The sequence below is a fragment of the Vibrio algivorus genome, from assembly GCF_030161215.1.
Taxonomy (GTDB): Bacteria; Pseudomonadota; Gammaproteobacteria; order Enterobacterales; family Vibrionaceae; genus Vibrio; species Vibrio algivorus.
Genome location: NZ_BSPV01000001.1, coordinates 68859 through 91519, shown reverse-complemented (window position 1 = coordinate 91519; position 22661 = coordinate 68859). Strand labels below are relative to the sequence as shown.

Below are 22661 nucleotides of genomic sequence, written 5' to 3'. Positions count from 1 at the left end.
ACCCGAAAATGACCATTTTAGTGTAAACCACCTTGATCACTTTCGCTTAATCGTCCACTTATCTTTGACTAAACGTAAAAAATAGCCAACCTAGTCAATGAGATAGCTCAAATATCCCCCTCTATCTTTTAAAGCCGCATAAAAATATATCCCTAAGTGACTTCAAGATGCAGAATTCAGAGCTATCATCCAAACCTTTAGGCAATCTTGAAGTTACTTGGGTATAGGAATAATGCGCTCTACATACCATGTTGCATATTTCCCCTAGTTTTTGCATTGACAAACCGATCAATTCTCGGCTGAATAGAACGAGTTATTTAACCGTTTGCATCACCATGGCGCATAACGCACCAAAATAATGCAACCGACGCCCAAAATGGTGCAACCCAATGCACCCTATTGGCATAAATAATTTTATCTTTATGTTTTTAAAGGATTTATTTTTTTGGCACGATTTTAGCTTTATTCAAAGTATCGTTGATTACTTTTTATAGAATCAAGATCGCTGAAAGCTAGATTCATTCGTTTGAATCACTTTTATCGTTCAAACAGTATTAATAACACCGGAGGTTATCCAAGATGTCAGTAGAAAATGTACTCTCTCTGATCACAGAAAACGAAGTTAAGTTTGTTGATTTACGCTTTACCGATACCAAAGGTAAAGAGCAACATATTTCAATCCCTGCACACCAAGTAGATGCTGACTTCTTTGAAGACGGTAAAATGTTTGATGGTTCTTCAGTTGCAGGCTGGAAAGGCATCAACGAATCAGACATGGTAATGATGCCAGACGCATCAAGCGCAGTACTTGACCCATTCACAGAAGACGCAACGCTAAACATCCGTTGTGACATTCTTGAGCCTGCAACAATGCAAGGCTACGACCGTGACCCACGTTCAATCGCAAAACGTGCTGAAGATTACATGCGTTCAACAGGCATCGCTGATACAGTACTTGTTGGCCCAGAACCAGAATTCTTCTTATTTGATGACATCAAATACGGTAATGACATCTCTGGCGCATTCTTTAAGATTGATGATGTAGAAGCCGCTTGGAACACCGGGACTTCTTATGAAGAAGGCAACAAAGGTCACCGTCCAGGCGTGAAAGGTGGTTACTTCCCAGTAGCCCCAGTTGATTCTTCTCAAGACATTCGTTCTGCAATGTGTCTAATCATGGAAGAAATGGGCCTTGTTGTTGAAGCGCACCACCATGAAGTAGCAACGGCGGGTCAAAACGAAATTGCTTGTCGTTTCAATACGCTAACTGAAAAAGCTGATGAGATTCAAATCTACAAGTATGTAGTACATAACGTGGCTCACGCTTACGGTAAAACAGCAACCTTCATGCCTAAGCCACTCGTTGGCGATAACGGTTCTGGTATGCACGTTCACCAATCTCTAGCAAAAGACGGTGTAAACCTATTTGCTGGTGATAAGTACGGCGGCCTATCTGACTTAGCGCTTTACTACATCGGTGGTATTATCAAGCACGCACGTGCAATCAACGCCTTTGCTAACCCATCGACTAACTCATACAAGCGTCTAGTACCAGGATTTGAAGCGCCAGTTATGCTTGCATACTCTGCACGTAACCGTTCTGCATCAATTCGTATCCCAGTAGTACCAAGCCCGAAAGCGCGTCGTATTGAAGCTCGCTTCCCAGATCCAGCAGCCAACCCATACCTAGCATTCGCAGCATTGCTAATGGCTGGCCTTGACGGTATTAAGAACAAGATCCACCCTGGCGATGCTATGGATAAAGACTTGTACGACCTACCTGCAGAAGAAGCCGCTGAGATTCCAAAAGTAGCAGAATCTCTAGAAATCGCTCTGAAAGCACTAGATGAAGACCGTGAGTTCTTAACTTCTGGCGGTGTATTCTCTGATGACTTCATCGATTCATACATTGCTCTAAAATCAAAAGATGTTGAGCGTGTTAACATGGCAACGCACCCATTAGAGTTTGAACTGTACTACTCAGTATAATCAAACTGGTTTACCTGATCAGATTTACTCTGTAACGGTGTAAACCCAATGAAAATTTTAGGCTCGCCTCTCAGGTGAGCCTTTTTTTTATTGTGGTCGCGTAACCATCAATTAAGCTACTAATAAGCAATCATCAACACAACGATAACGGTGCCCATTATGAAACGGATCCACATACCAGTATTGTTATTTAGCCTGATCATGGGTCAAGCAGCTCTGGCAGGGCAAGTTTACAAATGGACAGATAGTAAAGGAGTGACACACTTCAGTGATACTCCACCACCAGAAAAAGCCAACAGCAAAGAAGTGCTTTCGTTACCAGATATCAAAGCACCGGCGCCAGAGCCTCAATACAGTGATAGCACTCAAGTTGCCCAAGCTCAAAGCTCAGCGACCAGCTTGCTTGATTCACCAAAAGATCAAGATGTACCAGAAACTGAAAATATGGCAAATACCACGCCCCCTGCAACAAAAAGCGAATTAGCTGAAGATAAGCACAACACCACAAAGCAATCAGCAGAAGCGGATAAAAAAATTGCTCTAAAGATTATTAGCCTACAAGACGATCAAACAATTCGCAGTAATCGAGGCTTTATTACAGTGCAAGTCGAGCTCAATAAGAAGTTAGAAATCGGTCAATCACTGCAATTAATGATGGATACGCAACCTTATGGTGCGCCACAAACGCCACCTTTGTGGGAACTAAAAAATATAGATCGAGGCTCACATACATTTTTGGTGAATGTTGTCGAAAGCGGCAAGGTTATTGCATCATCTAATACAATCACAGTGCACCTACATCGAACAACTGTGAAGTAGAAGTATGATCTGCAAAGCATAAGTTGTTAACCCTAGTTAAAATAAGCCACCAGCTTAGCTAACTATTTAAAAACAAGAATTGAAAAGCGTATTTTTGTTTGTGCTCAATTTTATCATGCTCCATACTGAAACGTTCAGGTGCACCTTTTTAGTGCAATACAATGGGTGTGAGCATAATGACCAAGCAAACAATTCAAAGTGATGAGCTGGTTACCACGATTCTTGGTAATATGGTAACGGCAACCTTATTACTCGATGAAAAATTGACGATTCATTATGCCAACCCTGCGGCAGAGCAATTATTTTCTCAAAGCGCTAAGCGACTCCTTAACACCGCCTTATCTCAATTAATACAGCATGCTTCAATGGATTTGGCCTTATTTACCCAACCATTACAAAGTGGCCAAAGTATTACCGATAGTGACGTAACTTTCGTGATCAATGGTAAGCCTATGCTACTTGAAGTAACCGCTAGCCCTGTTTCAGTAAAATCCGATGACAAACAAACGCTAATGCTATTGGTTGAAATCCGCAAAATTGATTCACAGCGTCGCTTAAGCCAAGAGCTTAATCAACATGCACAACAACAAGCGGCGAAACTGTTAGTTCGCGGCTTAGCGCACGAAATTAAAAACCCACTCGGAGGGCTAAGAGGCGCAGCACAGTTGTTAGGTCGTATGTTGCCCGATCCAAATTTAAACGAATACACCCAAATCATTATTGAACAAGCTGACCGCCTACGAGCTTTAGTCGATCGCCTACTTGGCCCGCAAAAGCCTGGAAAAAGAGCCCCGGTCAATTTACATGAAGTGATAGAAAAAGCCCGTCAACTGGTCGAACTCGAATTCGGTAACCAAGTACTTATTGAGCGTGATTACGATCCAAGCATGCCTCATATTGTGATGGATGCTGATCAGGTCGAACAAGCCTTCTTAAACATTACGAGTAACGCGGCACAAATTTTAGCGTCACAACCTGACGGCACCATTACGATTAAAACTCGTACCGTCTACCAAGCAAACATTCATGGTCAACGCCATAAATTGGTTGCTCGTATTGAAATTATGGATAACGGTCCCGGCATTCCAAGTGAATTACAAGACACCTTGTTCTATCCCATGGTTAGTGGTCGAGAAGGCGGTACCGGACTCGGGTTATCTATTTCACAGAATATTATCGACCAACATAACGGAAAAATTGACGTTGAAAGTTGGCCTGGCCATACCGTATTTACCATTTATTTACCGATCCAAACGGTTTAAAAATAGGGAAAGCCAGATGTTGTTTAATTTATCGAACTTGCGCAAGGAATTAGGATATGAGTAAAGGATTTGTATGGGTCGTTGATGACGACAGCTCAATCCGTTGGGTATTAGAAAAAACATTATCATCTGCCAATATCCAGTGTGAAACATTCGCTGATGCGGAAAGTGTAATTTTGGCGTTAGAGCGTGAAACCCCAGATGTTTTAATTTCAGATATTCGTATGTCTGGTATGGATGGCTTAGCATTACTAAAACAAGTACAAACCAGCCACCCGGATTTACCGGTAATCATCATGACAGCACACTCGGATTTAGATGCCGCGGTCAATGCTTACCAAACGGGTGCATTTGAATACCTACCTAAGCCATTTGATATTGATGAAACCCTTACCTTAGTTGAGCGTGCCATCACTCATAGCTATGAGCAAAAACATGCGACTAGTGGTACAGAGAACCTAAAAACCGTTACACCGGAAATTCTCGGTGAAGCGCCCGCGATGCAAGAAGTCTTTCGTGCTATTGGCCGTTTATCTCGTTCTTCCATTTCAGTATTAATCAACGGTGAATCAGGAACCGGTAAAGAGTTAGTCGCTCATGCCTTGCATCGCCATAGTCCACGCTCAAAAAATCCATTTATTGCTTTGAATATGGCCGCTATTCCTAAAGATCTCATTGAATCAGAATTATTTGGTCATGAGAAAGGCGCATTTACTGGTGCCAATAGCGTCAGACAAGGGCGCTTTGAGCAAGCCAATGGCGGTACTTTATTCTTAGATGAAATTGGCGACATGCCTCTGGATATTCAAACTCGTTTATTAAGGGTGTTGGCGGATGGGCAGTTTTATCGAGTAGGTGGCCATGCTCCGGTTAGCGTCGATGTACGTATTATTGCTGCCACACACCAAAATTTAGAAAAGCTAGTCAACCAAGGTGATTTTCGCGAAGATTTATTCCATCGTCTAAATGTCATTCGTGTTCATATTCCAGCATTACGTGAGCGTCGCCAAGATATCGAAAAACTGGCTTCTCACTTTTTAGGCCGTGCAGCCGATGAGTTAGGCGTTGATATGAAAACCCTTCACCCAAGCACGGTTGAAACCTTAAACCGACTTCCTTGGCCTGGTAACGTACGCCAACTAGAAAACATCTGCCGTTGGTTAACTGTCATGGCAAGTGGCAGCGAAGTTCTTCCTAACGATCTCCCTTCTGAACTGATCAATGAAAAGCGCCCAACAGAGCAAGACGGCAGCAGCGGATCGTGGCAACAACAATTAGAAAGTTGGGCTCGTTCAGCTTTAGCCGCCGGAGAATCAGAACTGTTGAATATTGCTCAACCTGAATTTGAGCGTATTTTATTGCAAACCGCGCTAACCCATACTAATGGTCATAAACAAGATGCAGCAAAATTATTGGGTTGGGGACGCAATACTTTGACCAGGAAATTAAAAGAACTCAATATAGATTAAACTCAATAATCACTCTTTAATAATTGAGTGGTTGATGTGTTATAAAAAACAAACAACTCATCAATCACTCAAATGACAACTGAATAACTATATTCACAAAGGTAATAAAACCTGCATAAGTACGCTATTTTATTAAAAAATACATACTCGATAACCAGTTTTGATTTATAATTATGGGCTATCTTCTACATACATTGGCTCAGATGAAAGCACCACGTTTATCACTACGCACTGCTATTATTTTACCTCTGACTCTCATCTTATTTGCGATGAGTGCGCTAATTTTTGTCATTCAGTCAATTAGCTACCAAAATACTTTAGAAGACATCAGTAAAAAAGAGCTAACCACCCTTGCGCAAACTGTGAGAACCAACTTAGGAAATTACCTCTACCCTTCTTTTATTATCAGTTCTACCTTGAGCCAATCAGTTATTCATCACTTTCAAGAACCAATTAGCACTTCGGCAGATAAAACGAGCTTTCTATTTGATACCTATCAAAGCATTAAAAATCAGCTCCCTCAACTTGATACTTTAAATATTGGTGTTGATAAAACAGGTTATTATTACGGCTTTCGTAAAGAAAGTGACCACTCTTTGTCTTTATTATTAAAAGATGAAACGACCAATAATGATCTTGTCGTTTTTGATGGTAATACAAGAGACGCCAAGGAGCTATATCGAGTCAAAGATTACAATATGCACCCACGTCCTTGGTATGCACCTGTTGCGTTTTCCCGTAAACAAATGTGGTCTGAACCTTATATCAATAATGATGAGAAAAAAGAGATTACTCTTTCAGCTCTCACTCCCATCGTTGATAAAGGCCAATTGTATGGCGTAATCGCTGCTGATATTAAAACTTCCACTTTTAATCAATTACTTACTGAACAGAAAAGTCAACATAATCGCTCAATATTTATTTTTGATGCCAACCAACATTTAGTCGCTCAATCTGAATCATCAGACGAACTAAGTATTATTAGTGAAGATGCCCCTAAAACCGAGACTAACAATCCACTTTCAATTGAAGGTGGTCGCCGTGCGATATACGCCAGTACCGATCCCGTAATCAAAGCCGCATCAAAAGCCTATTTATCGCAATCAGTTAGTGATGAGCAACTATTTGAATTTTCACTCGATAACAAAAAACATTTTGGTTATGTCATACCCTTTAATGACCAATACGGGCTGAACTGGCATATTGCGATTTCGATTCCGGAATCGGAAGTACTGAGTAAAATGTCTAGCCAGCAGAATATAATGAACCTCACCATTATCGGCAGTACTATCTTTTTGTGCCTAACGGGCTTTATTTTCTTAACTAGAGTCACTTCACCTATCACACAAACAGCTAAAGCTGCGCAAAAGTTGGCCAAAAAAGAATGGAATACTCAATTGCCCGTTTTCGGTCAAACCTTTGAGACTTACACTTTAGTTAAGTCTTTCAATGAAATGGCTACCAATTTACAAGTTGCATTTACTGATTTACATAAACAACTCGCCTTTGACTCTTTAACTGGTCTTTATAGTCGTGAGGGTTTAATTGAATCGGTTAAGAATCACAAAAGACTCAATGGGTTTGTATTTATTATTGGCTTTGATAGCTACCGTAATATCAATGATACTTTGGGTTATAACACGGGCGATCAACTACTTAAAGCGATTGCCGAAACCATCAAAACTATTGCACCCGCTAACAGTTTCCAAGCAAGAGTGGGCAGTAGCGAATTTGCATTAGTTACATTAAATATGGAATCAAATGACAAACAAGATTTGATTAATTTGATTATCCGAACGTTCGATAAACCGATACGCTTAGGCATGGAAAATATCTTATTGTCTCCGGTAATCGGTACTAGCGACATTAATAATAACGCTCTAGAGCAAGCACTTCGTCAGGCAAGTATTGCCTTAAGCCATGCAAAAAAGAATCACGCAAAAGAAACCACTTATTCACCTGAAATCGAAGAATATTCACTAAAACGTACTCAAACTATCTTACAAATTAGTGAGGGATTAAAAGGCCGCGAATTTGTACCTTTCTACCAACCTTTGGTTGATCTAGAAAGCGGTAAGATTATTGGTGCAGAAGCACTGGCTCGCTGGTTATCACCAAGCAAAGGTTTGATCCCACCAATGAAATTCATTCCGATTGCAGAAGAAACTGGCTTGATTCATCAAATCGGTTATCAAATTTTATTACAGTCATGCCAAGATACTCAAAATGAAATTGATGCTGGCCGTTGGCCTGAAAACTTCCATATCCATGTCAATGTAGCAGTCGATCAGCTCGCTTCCGAACAATTTATATCTGAATTAAAATACATCTTAAAAAAGACCAAACTCTCGCCAAATAACCTGATGTTAGAAGTGGTAGAAAGTAACTTAATTGATGATAACCCACTATTACTGGAAAATATTAAGACCATTCGCTCAATGAATGTCGGTATTGCTATCGATGACTTTGGCACTGGTTACTCTTCACTAGCTTATCTACAGACGATTCCATTTGATTGCTTGAAGATTGACCGAGCCTTTATCAAAGACTTAACCGAAAAAAATGGTCACAACTCAATTGCTGCCGCAATCTTATCATTAACTCGTGATATGAATATCGAAGTAGTCGCAGAAGGCATTGAAACTGCAGAACAAGCGAAAGTCTTGGCTGAATTAAAATGTGGACAGGTACAAGGCTTCTATTATGGCCGCCCCTCTCCACTCAAAGAATGGGCCATTAACTTCCCACTTAAATAAACTAAGCTAAAGTTAATTGCGATGAAAAAATGCCGCGACTCCAATGGGATCGCGGCATTATTGTTTATAAGACACCCTGTTTCTAAAATATGTTGTGTCTAGATCATATGATGACTAATACCAATTCCGATAAATAAGTGGTCTAAATTAGCGTAGGAAAAAAGCTTGATAATAAGGCACAAAATTTCTATTAGTAGTGGTTCTACATACAAATTTTATAACGCAGTTAGCGAGTTTTTTAACAAGCTAAGATGATCAGTTATTTGTTGGAATTGGTATAACACTGCCACTAAAGGATTTTTAATTAAATCACACGAGAGAACTGCTGCTGACGAGCACGAGTTCGTAGGTAAGTATCAAAGCACATACAAATATTACGAATCAATAAACGGCCACGTAAGGTCACCGTAATATGCGAATCGGTAACTTCAACCAACTGGTCATCAACAAAAGTTTTCAGTAATGCCAAGTCTTCTTTAAAATACTGATTAAAGTTGAGGTTAAACTCTTTTTCTATTCCAACTTTATCGAGAGTAAAGTTACAGATCAGTTGCTTAATCACTTCACGACGAATCAAGTCATCTTGGTCTAATACCACACCGCGCCATAACGCATGACGTTGCTCATCAACTTGAGCATAGTATTTTTTCAGCTCTTTTTGGTTTTGTGCGTAACTATTACCAACCATAGAAATCGATGACACACCAAAACCAATCAAATCGCAATCACCTTGAGTGGTGTAACCTTGGAAATTACGGTGCAATACACCCGCTCGTTGAGCAATCGCCAATTCATCATCTGGCAGAGCAAAGTGATCCATACCAATAAATTGATAACCAGCATCGGTAAGGGTTTTAATCGTATATTGCAGAATCGCCATTTTTTGTTCTGCGCTCGGCATATGCTCTTCTTTGAGCTTAGCTTGAGCAGCAAATAACTGTGGCATATGCGCATAGTTAAAAATCGATAATCGACCCGGTTTCATGGCTAACACTTTTTCTAGTGTATGCGAGAAGGTCGCAAGTGTCTGTTTCGGTAAGCCGTAGATTAAATCTAGGTTAGTAGAACGGAATCCCAATTCTTTGGCTCTTGCAACCATGGCAACAATGAAATCTTCATCTTGCTCACGATTCACCAATTGCTGAACTTCTTTATCAAAATCTTGCACACCGATACTCAGGCGATTAAAACCTTCAGCGCGTAAATGATCGAGCATATCTAGCTCAATTTCACGTGGATCAACCTCAATACTAATTTCAGCATCATCCGTAAAGGTAAATTCGGTACGTAGAGCGGTCATAATGCGCGTCATTTGGATTTTAGTTAAGAAAGTTGGTGTTCCTCCCCCAAAATGCAATTGACTTACCTGGCGTTGCTGAATCAGCGGTGCTCGCTCACGGATTTCTTGAATTAATACTTGTAAGTAATCATCGGCTTTATGTTGATGACGAGTAATGACTTTATTACAGCCACAGTAGTAGCAAAGCTTATGACAAAATGGGATGTGAATATAAAGTGAAAGTGGTCGCTCTGGATAATCAGCACAAGCCATATCGAGATCAGAGATAGTGAACGCTTCATGAAACTCAACCGCAGTTGGATAGGACGTATAACGAGGGCCAGAATAGTTATACTTTTCCAGCATTGCTTGATCCCACACGATTTGTTCTTTTAACATCATGACTTCCACTTATTATTTCAACAACACTTATTGAATATGCCTTAGTCACTTAGACTTTAAGCTATGCAATATCGACAAGCTATCAATACCGATTGTGACCCAATATTAATATACCCACAAAGGCTAAAAACGAGCCTAGTTTGTTCTACATCATTTTTATTGGAATTTGATTATTTAGCGGTGCGATTCGTTCTTTAAGAGAAGAAAGCTCAGCAATAATTTGATCGGTTAAGCGCGCTTCGGCTTTCTGACGCGCTAGATTTTGTTTCATTCGATCTTGTTTGGCGAGCTTTTGTCTATCTTCACCGCGGGCCATATCTTTCACGACATCATACAATTCATAAATCGCAGGATAATCCAGAGCAAAGTCGATACGTTGATCACCCTGGACATAATCCATGATGCAATACACTCGAATCACGATTTCAGATAAATCACATTGCTCATGAATACCTGCCATACATAAGGTATTCACATTTTCAAAGATATTGGCGTTACGCTTTTCAATTGCTCTTTGTTGTTGAATTTCAATCAGTTGCTTCTGCTTTTTCATTTTGATCAGCAAAAAACCAGCATAGCTGGCTAAAGCAACAATAATGATGGCTCCAACAATGGCTAACAATACGATCGGCATAAAATTCCTTCCGCTAAACACCCTGCTGGATCTAAGTCAGCAGCAGGGTTATACATTATTTAAAATCGTTTAAATCTAGATCTTCAAATTGTGAAAGTAAATCATCATCTGAAGCGGATTTTTTCGATTTCTTAGATACAGGTTTGTCATCCACAGCCTGCTCTTCTGGCTCAGATTCTACCATGTCATCTTCATCAAAAATGCCAAGTTGCTTCATTAATGCTTCTAAACGGTCTAATTTTTGATCGACATAGGTCTGCAAGCCTGCACCTAACTTCTCACCGTTGTCTAAACGGTCGATCAATACATTCAATTGAGGATCATTTTGGATCGCTTCAAGTTCTTGCTCGGCATTCAGCTTACGCTGTTGCTTCGACGGTTTTGCTTTCGCTTCCACAATCAAAGGAATCGGTTTTTTACTTCCATGGCGAGGATCTTTAGAACCGCCTTGACTACGTTGGTTATGTGCACCAGAACCATCTGAATGACGGCTACCAGTTTTCAAACCTTTACGTTTGTTGAGACGTTTACGTAAACGACCTTCCACATCGGATTCTGAGCGGTTACGAGTAACAATGATTTCTTCAGAACCAGTTGAGCCAGGTTTTCTAGATTTTTTCTTACGAGACATTCTTTTTTCCTATTTTAAAGCCGAAATTTATTACTCGGCCTTTTTCAGTAACATGACATCATTACCGATAAATTCAAGTTGCAGTTGGTCACGATTGGCTAAGAACTCAAAGGTTTCTCGGCTAAAAAACACCACATGAGTAGGATCATGTCGATAATGCCAATTTGCAAATGCATCTACATCTTTGACTAACTTCGTCATCACACCAAGCCAACCACCCGGCTTTAACATATCCAGCCACTGTTGCCACACTAGGTTGGGAGTAAAGAGATGTTCAATAACTTCCGTTGCGGTAATGAAGTCATATTGTTGATGTAGAACCTGCTTATTAGGGTAATAGTAAAGATCATACAACGCCAATTGATGGCCTTTTTCTTCTAGCATCATAGCTAACGCAGGACCCGGTCCACATCCAAAGTCTAAGCCTTGCGATTGCGGAGCGATACGTTGTAGTAATGGGTCTGCCATACGTGATAAAAAGCGACGGTAGCCCTGATCTTGAGGGTCATTTTCATGCAAATCATACACCGCTTTTTCAGCTTCAGCATCGACACGCTGCTCTGGATTTACAAATACCAAAACACACTGTTGGCACTGTAAATACTGACGACGGTTATCCTGATAAAAGATATCGATTTGGCTACTTTGGCACAATGGACAGGTATGCATAAAATCACCCCTTAGATTAAGGATGCGCAACATACCAGAAATGGCGGTTAGAGTGGAGTTTTATTAAGCAATTTCGCGAAAGATTTTTTCTTAGAAAAGCAAAACCCTCAACAAATTTACACTTGTTGAGGGCTTAATAATTTATGTCGCCAAGCTCATGTTAGAGCTTAATGCAAACCACCGATGTACTTAGACAAAATATCAATGTCTTCATCGCTTAGATTCTTAGTGACATCTTGCATCATGCCATTTAAATCATTACTACGATCAGCGGAACGGAATTTTTCTAATTGAGCTTTGGTATATTCAGCATGTTGGCCTGAAATTTTTGGGAAGCCGCCTAATTCCATACCATGTCCACGAGGACCGTGGCATGCAGCACAAGCGGTAATACCTTTTTCAGCATTACCCGCAAAATAAAGTGCTTTGCCTTTTTCCACTACATTTTCAGGTGTTGAACCTTCACTTTGTGGCAATGAGGCGTAATAAGCTGAAATATCAGCAATGTCTTCTTCAGTCAATGGCATCGCCATAGCACTCATCACAGGATCATAACGACCTTGTTTACCACCGCTGCTCATACCTAATTTAAGGTCATGCAGCTGCTTTTCTAAATACTTAACATGTTGACCGGCTAGCTTAGGGTATTGAGTCACCACGCTATTACCATCGGCACCATGACAAGCAGCACAAGTTGCAGATTTTTCTTTCCCTGCTTCAATATCACCTTGTGCCCACACAGAGCAGCTGGCAACTAAACTAATAATGAATACTAATTTTTTCATGACATTCCATTTATAATTATTCAGCTTCCACTACCACGATACATAAGCGTTCATGGTACACTATGTCTAACGGTTACTTGGGGATACTTATTTTAGTCTTGCCCAGACAAGTAAACCAATTGTACACAATTATACATAAAAGCAATCATTCCTCTACAAAAGTGGAGATGGAGTTAACAAATATGGAAAAAATCCATTATCAAAATACCCACTTTATTACGAGTGCCCCAGATATTCGCCATCTTCCTGAAGACGAAGGCATTGAAGTTGCTTTTGCAGGTCGTTCTAATGCTGGCAAATCCAGCGCATTAAACCGATTGACTAATCAGAAAAACCTAGCGAAAACCAGTAAAACGCCGGGTCGAACTCAGTTAATAAACTTATTTAAAGTGACAGAAAATTGTCACATTGTCGATCTACCTGGCTATGGCTTTGCTCAAGTGCCAATTGAAATGAAAAAGAAGTGGCAGAAGTCACTTGGTGAATATTTACAAAAACGCGAATGCTTAAAAGGTCTCGTGGTATTAATGGATATTCGTCATCCGATGAAAGATCTCGACCAACAGTTAATTTACTGGGCAGTAGAAGTCAATATTCCGGTTCAAGTTCTTCTGACCAAAGCCGATAAATTGAAACAAGGCCCACGTAAAGCGCAATTGCTAAAAATCCGTGAAGCATCGATGGCTTTCTGCGGTGACGTACAAGTTGACGTATTCTCTTCTTTAAAAGGAATTGGGGTCGATCAACTACGTAACAAACTCGATTCATGGTTTGCTCCAGCTTTAATGAGCGAGCAAGTGCTTGAGCAACTACATCGCGAAGAGCTTGCTGCCGAGTTTGCGGCTGAAGATGAGGTCATCATTACCAACCCTGAAATTCAGGATGATATAAGCAAAAGTTAACACCGACTAAATATTCACTTAAGGCAGCCCGAGGAAACTTTGGCTGCTTTTTTATATCGGATGATATCTGTCAGAATTCAGATAAAAGAAATCCCCAAAAGCATGGCGGCCAGTGGGGAAAATGGGAGAGAAATGGAGGTTTTCTAATTGTGTTTTATACCCAAGTAACTTCACTTGAATAATAGAAGCATTGACCAAGAGCATAAAAAACACAAGATTAGCGCCATCCCAACCTCTTAACCTTGAAGAGTATCCAGATAACTACCCCCACCAATCATCTAATTTTCACAAAAGTTACAAAAAATTTCCGAAGCAATTCACAATCTTGTTTTCATTGGTAAATTAAATCAGTAATAGCATCAAGAAGTGGTGATTTATTCTGTTATTTTACTACAGAATGAATTTTGCTCTGGAGTGAAGAGAGATAAAGCTTGCTCATCAGAATATTCTCGATGAGAAATTGAGACTAGCACAGGGCCTTTAATTGAGAGTGTATAATTTTATTACGTTTACTTTCAGGTAGTTAATTGGTTTTATTTTTCCTTTTCCACAAGAAAAAACGCCCCAGTCAAAAACTGACTGGGGCGGCTGAAACAGCCTAATCCAATAACGTGAAACAAAAGGTCTAAAAGATAGAACATCTTACCTCTGTACCCTACGCCTCTTAATCTACCGGAAATGATACTCAGATCAAGCTTTTTCTGTACTAAATTTTCATCTTTTTTGTGAAAATTACAAATTAACAAACAAAATCAAAACTTTATTTCGAATAAAAAAAAGCCACCTAGTGAGGTGGCTCATAGAAATAAATGTAAATGAAACAGTAAGCGGTTAGTGGGCTTGATCCCAGTTGTCTCCATGGCCAAATTCCGCCACTAATGGCACATTCAACTCAGCAGCAGACTCCATTAGCTCCTGTATTTTTATTTCAATACGCGCTAATTCGCTTTCTTTCACTTCAAACACCAATTCATCGTGTACTTGCATCAACAGTTTCACATCGCCATTGCCTTCTGCTTGGATCCACTGATCAACAATCAGCATGGCTTTTTTAATGATATCTGCCGCTGTTCCTTGCATTGGTGCATTGATTGCCGCACGCTCTGCCCCTTTACGACGCATTCCATTACTTGATTTAATTTCTGGTAGGTGTAAACGACGGCCAAATAAGGTTTCAACATAACCCTGCTGCGTTGCTTGTGAACGAGTATCTTCCATATACTGCATCACTCCAGGGTAGCGCTCAAAGTAAACATCCATATATTGCTGTGCTTCACCACGCGGAATACCTAGTTGCTTAGCGAGACCAAAGGCGCTCATGCCATAAATCAAACCAAAGTTAATCGCTTTAGCACGGCGACGCTGTTCGGACGTGACTTGTTCGATGCTGCATCCCATGACTTCAGCGGCGGTGGCAGAGTGAATATCTTTACCTTGAGCAAACGCATCTAATAACGCTTTATCACCAGATAAGTGTGCCATGATACGTAATTCAATCTGCGAGTAGTCGACTGCTAAAATTTTCCAGCCATGTGGCGCAACAAACGCTTGGCGAATACGGCGACCTTCTTCATTACGGATTGGAATATTTTGTAAGTTTGGATCGGTTGATGATAAACGTCCCGTTGCAGTGACCGCTTGATGATACGAAGTATGCACACGCCCGGTTTGCGGGTTGATCATCTTAGGCAATTTATCAGTGTAGGTTGATTTCAATTTCGCTAAACCACGATTTTCTAAAATCAACTTAGGTAGAGGATAATCTAATGCTAACTCTTGCAATACTTCTTCATTGGTTGATGGTGCTCCAGATGCGGTCTTCTTGACCACTGGCAAACCCATTTTTTCAAACAAAATCGCTTGTAATTGTTTTGGTGAATTAAGATTAAATTCTTGTTCAGCCAATTCAAATGCTTTCGCTTTTAGCTCTTCAAGACGTACTTCTAACTCTTTTGATTGAGCATTCAGCAACATGTCATCAATCATTACGCCGGTACGTTCAATACGAGAAATCACGGGTACTAGAGGCACTTCTATATCTTGATAGATAGATTTCAAGCCTACATCTTGCTCTAAAGCGGCTTGCAAACGGTTATGCAAACGTAGTGTCACATCCGCATCTTCCGCTGCATAAGGTCCGGCTTCTTCAATATCCAACTGGTTAAAGGTCAGTTGCTTTTTACCTTTACCTGCCAATGATTCAAAAGAAATACAGTTATGCTGTAAGAAGCGGAACGCTAGGCTATCCATATCATGTTTACCACCAACGCTGTTAAACACGTAAGAAGCTAACATGGTGTCAAAACGAATGCCTTTCATCTCGATATCATAACGAGCGAGCACGCTGGCATCGTATTTCAGGTTCTGACCGACCTTAGCTTGTGAATCATCTTCTAGAATCGGTTTAAGCTGTTCAAGTACCCAATTGCGATCCAGTTGTGTTGGCGCATCAAGGTAATCATGGGCAACCGGTACATAAGCCGCTTCTCCTTCTGCAACCGCAAAAGACAAACCAATTAAATTGGCTTCCATGTAGTTCAAGCTATCGGTTTCAGTATCGAATGCAAACACATCAGAAGCTTTCAATTTATCTAACCAAACAAGGAAAGTGTCTTGATCAAAAATGATTTCATAATTGCTGCGATCAATATTAGCTGGACTCATATCAACTTCGAGAGCATCTGCGGTGGTCGCCGATTTTGTCATGCTTTGATTAGCACCGCCGCGCTGTTCTGCTTTAACTTGTGCGAGTCCATCGACTGCAGCAATTTTACCGTCGCCACCTTCAAGTAATTCGTTTAACCAAGATTTAAAGGTCAGCTCACCAAATAGTTTCATCAGCTCATCTTTGTTAGGTTCAGCTTTGCAAAGATCTTGCGGCTGACAATCGAGCTCCACATCCAGTTTGATGGTTGCTAGCAGATATGAAAGATCCGCGTTTTTTTTATTTTCTAGCAGCTTTTTAGCCATGGTTTTCGAACCACGGAAAGAAAGATCGGCGATCTTATCTAAATTTTGGTAAATGGTTTCTAAACTACCTAGACCTTGCAACAAAGCGACAGCAGTTTTATCACCGACACCTGGTACACCCGGAATGTTATCCACTTTATCGCCCATCAACGCGAGATAATCGATAATAAGCTCTGGTGGTAATCCAAACTTTTCAATCACCCCTTCTCTATCCATTACGACATTGGTCATGGTATTGATCAGCGTAACATTATCATCCACTAGCTGAGCCATATCTTTATCACCAGTACTGATTAATACTGGCATACCTTGCTTAGAAGCTTGTGAAGACAAAGTACCAATCACATCATCAGCCTCAACACCCGGCACACAAATCAACGGCAAACCCATTGCACGAATAATGTTATGCAAAGGCTCAATTTGATCGCGTAACTCTTGCGGCATCGAAGGACGGTTCGCTTTATATTCAGAGTACATTTCATCGCGGAAAGTTTTGCCTTTGGCATCAAAGACCACGGCAATACGCTCAGAAGAAAACTGCTTCATCATACTGCGTAGCATGTTAACCACACCATACACAGCGTTAGTTTGAATGTTGCCGTTATTCATACTTTCAGGATAAGCGTGAAAAGCACGATATAAATAAGAAGATCCATCAATAAGAATCAAGGAGTTGTCAGCGATTGTTGCCATAGTGTCTAGTACCCAAGCTGATGAGAAACATACGATCCGCCTAGAATGCCACGTCTGGCTAAATGAATCTATTCATATGTCTGTTCTAGATATTAACCAACTGTGGATAACTTTGTTGTTAACTTTTCAAATGACATTTTAAAAAAATCAAGATCATTATTAAAAAATAAAACTAATTTTTTATAAACAATAACTTATGACTTATTAGATCATGGCAGGATAAAAAGAAGCACAAGGATCTTTTGTGGAAAACAATTAATCACAATGGATCCTATGTTAATTGACAATAATAACGATAGGTAAAGTTAGCTCACTAAATCATAGGCAAAAAGAAAGCGACACCGAGTGGGCGTCGCTTAGCAAAAAGTGGCTAGATGTAATACTTGATGCACCTACCACGAAAGCTTAAATACACTGGAAGCAATGTGAGCAATGTCGTGTCTTAAAGAAACCAAGAATCTCATGCTGTTGCGTTTGATTCTCTTTTTCCCTTCGACGTGGTTAATAATAATCATTCTCATTAAATGATCAACCCCTAAATGAGAAAAAGTATCATTTATTTTCGAGAAGAGTGAAAGGAGGAATTTAAGTGATTGATTTTAAATGCTTATTTTATATGGGATTCTAGAAGGGATTTTATCGACGATCGGGCGCTACGCTGCTCGTGGCTTGAAAAAAGAGGTTTCTAGTTAAGAGTACCTAGTTTCTAGGAAAGGGCGTTTCGTTACTCGGAAAAGATTGAGTTCGTGATAGAAAATCGTCATCCTGAAAAGCGACGAAGGGCGCAGTTCAGGATCTCCCACCACGATTTGAGTCTCAAGATTTCGTTATCCACCTCTCGGGCTTTTCACTTTTCGGAGAAACGAACAGCGCTGCGCCCGAGCAACGAGATACCTTTATCTCTATACTTTTAGTTCTTGCTGACACTGCCTATCAGATACTGTCGTTAACTTTTTCATTAAATAATTGAGTAATACGCCATACATAGGCACAAATAAACCTAAGCTAATAATCAGTTTTACGCTGTAATCAACCAAAGCAATTTCGGTCCAATGCTCCGCCATAAATGGATCGCTACTCATGTAAAAGGCTATTGAGAAGAAAGCGATGGTATCAAGCGCATTACCAAATAGTGTTGAACAGGTTGGCGCAACCCACCATTGCTTTAACTGACGTAAGCGGTTAAAAACATGTACATCCATAATCTGGCCAAGTAAATACGCCATAAAGCTAGCAATCGCAATACGGGCAACAAACAAGTTAAACACTCCCAATTGAGCCATACCCTGAAACTTGCCTTCAAAGAACATTACCGATAACACATAAGAAATAGCCAGTGCAGGTAGCATCACCCAGAAGATGATTTTACGTGCCATACCTGCGCCAAAAATGCGTACCGTTAGATCAGTGGCAAGGAAGATAAATGGGAAAGTAAATGCGCCCCAAGTGGTATGTAAACCAAAGATGGTAAAAGGTATTTGGACTAAGTAATTACTGGATGCAATCACTACCAAATGGAAGATAACCAACCAAAACAATGCCTTGTTTTGTTGTTGATCAGTATATTGAACAGACGAGAACGCCGCCTGCGAAGCAGATTTTAAACGAGTCATATTGTGACCTTTTTTTAATATATGGGGGCGAGGGAACCCATAATTGCAAATGAATAATATTCTATATTTGACTAATTAGTCAGATATTAAGGCGAGCGATTATACAGAAATGATCGCCCACTTCAACTGTTCGTTTTTCAAGCAAAGTTTCGAGTTTCGAGTTTCGAGTTTCGAGTTTCGAGTTTCGAGGAGGATTGAGTTATCCGATGCCCGTGGCAAATAATTTCGCTAAATATTGTAGCTCTTCATCCGCCAGGCTCGGTGCCATTGCTTCTAACCACATAGTCTCAGAATAATGTTCAGCACGTAAAAATAACTGGCAGCCTTCAAAGTCAATGAGCCATGAATGTAGATCAGCATCATTTTGTTTTTCAATAATAGAAGCCGATAACAGTTTCACCAGCTCTGAGCCTAATACTGGAAAGGAGTCATAATCAAACCTAGGATTAAGTAAGATCACTCGTCCGGCCTGTGCATCAAATTCTCTTAAGCTATATTTGGCCATAACCTACCCTTCACCATTGGTTAAATGCTCTTGAATCACATCTAAAAAAGCATCGGCATATTTTTCAAGTTTACGTTGACCAACACCATTGACTGCCAGCATTTCACCATACGAAGTCGGTAGAATATCCGCCATATCAACTAATGTAGCATCACTGAACACTACGTACGGCGGCAAGCCATCTTCATCGGCAATCGCTTTGCGCAACTTACGTAATTTGGCAAATAACTTCTTATCGTAATTCTTAGTGACTAACTTGTCGTTTTTAGCTGAGCGTACTGCAGTATCTAAACGCGGCACCGCCAATTCAATCGACATTGCACCGCGTAATAAAGGACGCGCTTCTTCGGTTAACTGCAAGGTAGAGTTACGAGTGATGTTTTGCGTCAGCAGCCCTTTATGAATTAATTGGCGCATAATACTAACCCAATAATCATGGCTATGCTCTTTTCCAATACCATAGGTGCTGATCTTATCGTGGCCGTTATCGCGCACACGAATATTTTGCATACCACGTAAAACTTCGACCACATAACCAACACCAAAACTTTGATTGACTCGATAAACACACGACAAGGCTTTTTGCGCCGCTTCAGTGCCATCAAAATGTTTCGGTGGATCTAGGCAGATATCGCAGTTACCGCATGCTTTATGGCTGTACTCACCAAAGTAATTGAGCAGTACTTGGCGACGACAAGTTTGCGCTTCAGCAAAGGCACTCATCGCATTCAATTTGTGGCTTTCAACTTGTTTTTGCGGACCATCATCTTTTTCATCAAGCATGCGGCGCAGCCACCCCATATCGGCAGGGTCATATAACATCACCGCTTCCGCAGGCAAGCCATCACGCCCTGCTCGTCCGGTTTCTTGATAATAAGATTCAATGTTACGCGGAATATCAAAGTGCAGTACGAAGCGCACATTAGGCTTATTGATACCCATACCAAATGCCACTGTAGCCACTACGATTTGAATATCGTCTTTTTGAAAGGCTTCTTGCACATAAGCGCGTTCATCGTTATCCATACCGGCATGATAGCCTGCCGCACGAATATGGTTATTGCACAGCTTCTCGGTCACCATTTCGACTTTTTTACGGCTGCCACAATAAATGATACCGCATTGCCCTTTTTGGGTGGCAAGGTAGCGGATCACTTGCGAAACGGGCTTATGTTTTTCTAATAATGTGTAACGAATATTTGGTCGGTCAAAGCTACCTAAATATTCCAAAGGTTGATTCAGTTGTAGGCGAGAAATGATGTCTTTACGGGTCGCATCATCAGCTGTAGCGGTTAGCGCCATCACAGGAACATGGGGAAAACGCTGCTTTAATTGGCCAAGTAGTGCGTACTCAGGGCGAAAATCATGGCCCCATTGAGAAATACAATGTGCTTCATCTACCGCAATCATGCTGATCGGTAGATGCTCTAACCGCTCACTAAAGTCTCGACTTAAGATTCGTTCGGGCGAGATGTAAACCATCTTTAACTGACCGTTGTTCATGCGGTTATACACCCGGATCAATTCCTCTCTTTCCATACTGGAATTGATGCATTCTGCTGCTACACCATTAGCTTTTAATTGGTCGACTTGGTCTTTCATCAAGGAAATTAAAGGGGAAATAACGATGGTAAGGCCTGAGTGCAGCAAAGCGGGAACTTGATAGCACAAAGACTTGCCGCCACCGGTTGGCATAATCACTAAGCTATCTTGCCCTGCGAGCACACTGTCGATCACCTCTTGCTGACCAACACGAAAGTTTTGATAACCAAACACATCTTGCAGAGTTTGAGCTGGTGTCGGTGTTGAATGCAAATGCACTTGTGCAGCGTCAGTGGTGGGCATGCCTATCTCAATACAAAAAGTGAACCTAAAATCAGCCGCCCATTGTAGTGTTGTTTGGATATGATTGAAACATGAGGATCGGGCAATTTACTTATTCCAGTAATTCATTAGGTAAATCTCTTGCTTGATTTTATACTTGTTGACTTTTCTAATAATAAAAAGATAAGCCTTTTATGGATGATGAATTAAAACGTACTCAGCAAGGTGTATTACTTGCTGTTCTTGCCTATTTGATGTGGGGAATTGCCCCTATCTACTTTAAAGCCCTCGGTGATGTTCCCCCTTTTGAAATCCTTTGTCATCGCATCATTTGGTCTTTTGTTTTTCTTGCAGCATTACTGTATTTCACTAACGGTTGGCCGACCGTTAAGGAAACATTACGCTCCAAAACCAAAGTCACTTATTTATTGATCACTTCCGTCACGATTGGTGCGAACTGGCTAGTGTTTATTTGGGCGATCAGCATTGGTCACATGCTCGATGCCAGCCTAGGGTATTACATCAATCCTTTATTTAATGTCATCTTAGGGATGATTTTTTTAAGCGAGAAGTTACGTAAACTACAATGGTTTGCCGTCGCATTAGCCACGGCTGGAGTATTAGTTCAATTGATAGTATTTGGCTCAGTACCAATCATTGCCATCATGCTGGCGTTCACTTTTGGCATGTATGGCTTATTACGTAAAAAGGTCAATTTGGATGCCTTTACTGGGTTATTTATTGAAACCTTAGTATTACTGCCAGTAGCCTTTCTTTACTTATTTGCTTTGGCCGATACCGCGACCAGCCACTTAGGCGCCAACAGCCTGACACTCAATGTATTACTCATTTCTGCCGGTATTGTCACCACCTTACCTTTATTATGCTTTGCTGGTGCGGCAGTACGCTTACGTCTTGCCACTCTGGGTTTTATTCAATACATAGGCCCAAGCCTAATGTTTATCTTGGCAGTATTTGTGTATGGCGAAGCCTTTACTGCCGATAAAATCATCACCTTTGCTTGTATTTGGGCAGCCTTGATTGTATTTACTTGGGATGGATTAAAGAACAACTCTAATAATAAGAAACTGGCGGCAGCGCAGAGAAAAGAAGCGTTAGAGATCGACATTACTAATGAAACTTTGACACAGGATTTAAATCAAACTGATCCGCGGCGCTAATCTATACCCAAGTAACGTCAATATGCAGACTTACTACCTCACCCTTGTGCGAGATCTCGCACAAAATAGTGAGAAAACTAACATTAACGAATAATAAAAACTGCCACAAACACACCTAAGTCATTGATAAACAATAAGACATGTCATATTTGTGTTATTTTTTATGAAATAATTTGAACTCACACCATTGTTCCGTTTTGGTTTATGCGTAATATTAACCCTGTCGGAAGGATGCTGACAGGAACAGGAAAGACCCAAGGATAGGTCATCTTCAGGAC

16 protein-coding genes and 1 pseudogene are annotated in these 22661 nt (G+C 40.7%); 7 read left to right on the top strand and 10 right to left on the bottom strand.

Features of this window, described 5'->3' with window-relative positions:
* The first annotated feature begins 579 nt into the window (after nt 1-579).
* The 5 genes from glnA (at nt 580) to QQJ93_RS00350 (ending at nt 8295) form a co-directional block, all read left to right on the top strand.
* Nucleotides 580-1989 (top strand): glutamate--ammonia ligase, encoded by a 1410-nt coding sequence (gene glnA / locus QQJ93_RS00370; RefSeq protein ID WP_089124693.1) that lies wholly within the window; start codon nt 580-582, stop codon nt 1987-1989.
* A 159-nt stretch (nt 1990-2148) separates the two neighbouring features.
* The gene (locus QQJ93_RS00365; protein WP_089124694.1) at nt 2149-2808 is read left to right on the top strand and encodes a DUF4124 domain-containing protein; all 660 of its coding nucleotides are present in this window, start codon (nt 2149-2151) and stop codon (nt 2806-2808) included.
* Nucleotides 2809-2984: 176 nt separating this feature from the next.
* On the top strand, nt 2985-4070 hold the full coding sequence (gene glnL / locus QQJ93_RS00360) for a nitrogen regulation protein NR(II) (protein WP_089124695.1): 1086 nt from the start codon (nt 2985-2987) through the stop codon (nt 4068-4070).
* A 56-nt stretch (nt 4071-4126) separates the two neighbouring features.
* Nucleotides 4127-5539, top strand: a complete 1413-nt coding sequence (gene glnG, locus QQJ93_RS00355) for a nitrogen regulation protein NR(I) (RefSeq protein WP_089124696.1) — start codon at nt 4127-4129, stop codon at nt 5537-5539.
* Between the two features lie 173 nt (nt 5540-5712).
* Nucleotides 5713-8295, top strand: coding sequence for a bifunctional diguanylate cyclase/phosphodiesterase (locus QQJ93_RS00350; RefSeq protein WP_089124697.1), 2583 nt, complete (start codon nt 5713-5715; stop codon nt 8293-8295).
* Between the two features lie 304 nt (nt 8296-8599).
* Here QQJ93_RS00350 and hemN read toward each other — a convergent pair whose 3' ends face one another.
* The 5 genes from hemN to QQJ93_RS00325 all read right to left on the bottom strand — a co-directional run bounded on the left by hemN (nt 8600) and on the right by QQJ93_RS00325 (nt 12695).
* Entirely contained in the window at nt 8600-9973 is a 1374-nt protein-coding gene (gene hemN, locus QQJ93_RS00345; protein WP_179949228.1) for an oxygen-independent coproporphyrinogen III oxidase, read from the bottom strand.
* Nucleotides 9974-10121: 148 nt separating this feature from the next.
* A complete protein-coding gene (locus QQJ93_RS00340; RefSeq protein WP_089124699.1) occupies nt 10122-10610 on the bottom strand; it encodes a DUF2489 domain-containing protein in 489 nt (162 codons plus the stop codon).
* A gap of 55 nt (nt 10611-10665) precedes the next feature.
* Nucleotides 10666-11241, bottom strand: a complete 576-nt coding sequence (gene yihI, locus QQJ93_RS00335; RefSeq protein WP_089124700.1) for a Der GTPase-activating protein YihI — start codon at nt 11239-11241, stop codon at nt 10666-10668.
* Nucleotides 11242-11271: 30 nt separating this feature from the next.
* Nucleotides 11272-11910 carry a class I SAM-dependent methyltransferase gene (locus QQJ93_RS00330; RefSeq protein ID WP_089124701.1) on the bottom strand — a complete coding sequence of 213 codons (639 nt, stop codon included), beginning with the start codon at nt 11908-11910 and terminating at the stop codon, nt 11272-11274.
* Between the two features lie 167 nt (nt 11911-12077).
* Nucleotides 12078-12695 (bottom strand): c-type cytochrome, encoded by a 618-nt coding sequence (locus QQJ93_RS00325; RefSeq protein WP_089124702.1) that lies wholly within the window; start codon nt 12693-12695, stop codon nt 12078-12080.
* Nucleotides 12696-12877: 182 nt separating this feature from the next.
* Here QQJ93_RS00325 and yihA point away from each other — a divergent pair, with 182 nt between their 5' ends.
* Complete coding sequence (yihA, locus tag QQJ93_RS00320) at nt 12878-13597, top strand: ribosome biogenesis GTP-binding protein YihA/YsxC (protein WP_222104088.1); 720 nt, start codon at nt 12878-12880, stop codon at nt 13595-13597.
* A 596-nt stretch (nt 13598-14193) separates the two neighbouring features.
* On the opposite strand, the pseudogene spfP reads toward yihA, so the two are convergent.
* The 5 genes and pseudogenes from spfP to recQ form a co-directional block, all read right to left on the bottom strand.
* Nucleotides 14194-14238 (bottom strand): annotated as a pseudogene (gene spfP, locus QQJ93_RS16470) (small protein SpfP); the annotation flags it as partial.
* 190 nt (nt 14239-14428) lie between these two features.
* Nucleotides 14429-17260: a DNA polymerase I gene (gene polA, locus QQJ93_RS00315; RefSeq protein ID WP_089124704.1), complete on the bottom strand. Its 2832-nt coding sequence runs from the start codon at nt 17258-17260 to the stop codon at nt 14429-14431.
* Between the two features lie 902 nt (nt 17261-18162).
* On the bottom strand, nt 18163-18873 hold the full coding sequence (locus QQJ93_RS00310; RefSeq protein ID WP_089124705.1) for a 7-cyano-7-deazaguanine/7-aminomethyl-7-deazaguanine transporter: 711 nt from the start codon (nt 18871-18873) through the stop codon (nt 18163-18165).
* A 199-nt stretch (nt 18874-19072) separates the two neighbouring features.
* Entirely contained in the window at nt 19073-19378 is a 306-nt protein-coding gene (locus tag QQJ93_RS00305) for a DUF3630 family protein (protein ID WP_089124706.1), read from the bottom strand.
* 3 nt (nt 19379-19381) lie between these two features.
* A complete protein-coding gene (gene recQ, locus QQJ93_RS00300; RefSeq protein WP_089124707.1) occupies nt 19382-21223 on the bottom strand; it encodes an ATP-dependent DNA helicase RecQ in 1842 nt (613 codons plus the stop codon).
* A 173-nt stretch (nt 21224-21396) separates the two neighbouring features.
* Here recQ and rarD point away from each other — a divergent pair, with 173 nt between their 5' ends.
* Nucleotides 21397-22383, top strand: a complete 987-nt coding sequence (gene rarD / locus QQJ93_RS00295; protein ID WP_089124708.1) for an EamA family transporter RarD — start codon at nt 21397-21399, stop codon at nt 22381-22383.
* Nucleotides 22384-22661: the final 278 nt, after the last annotated feature.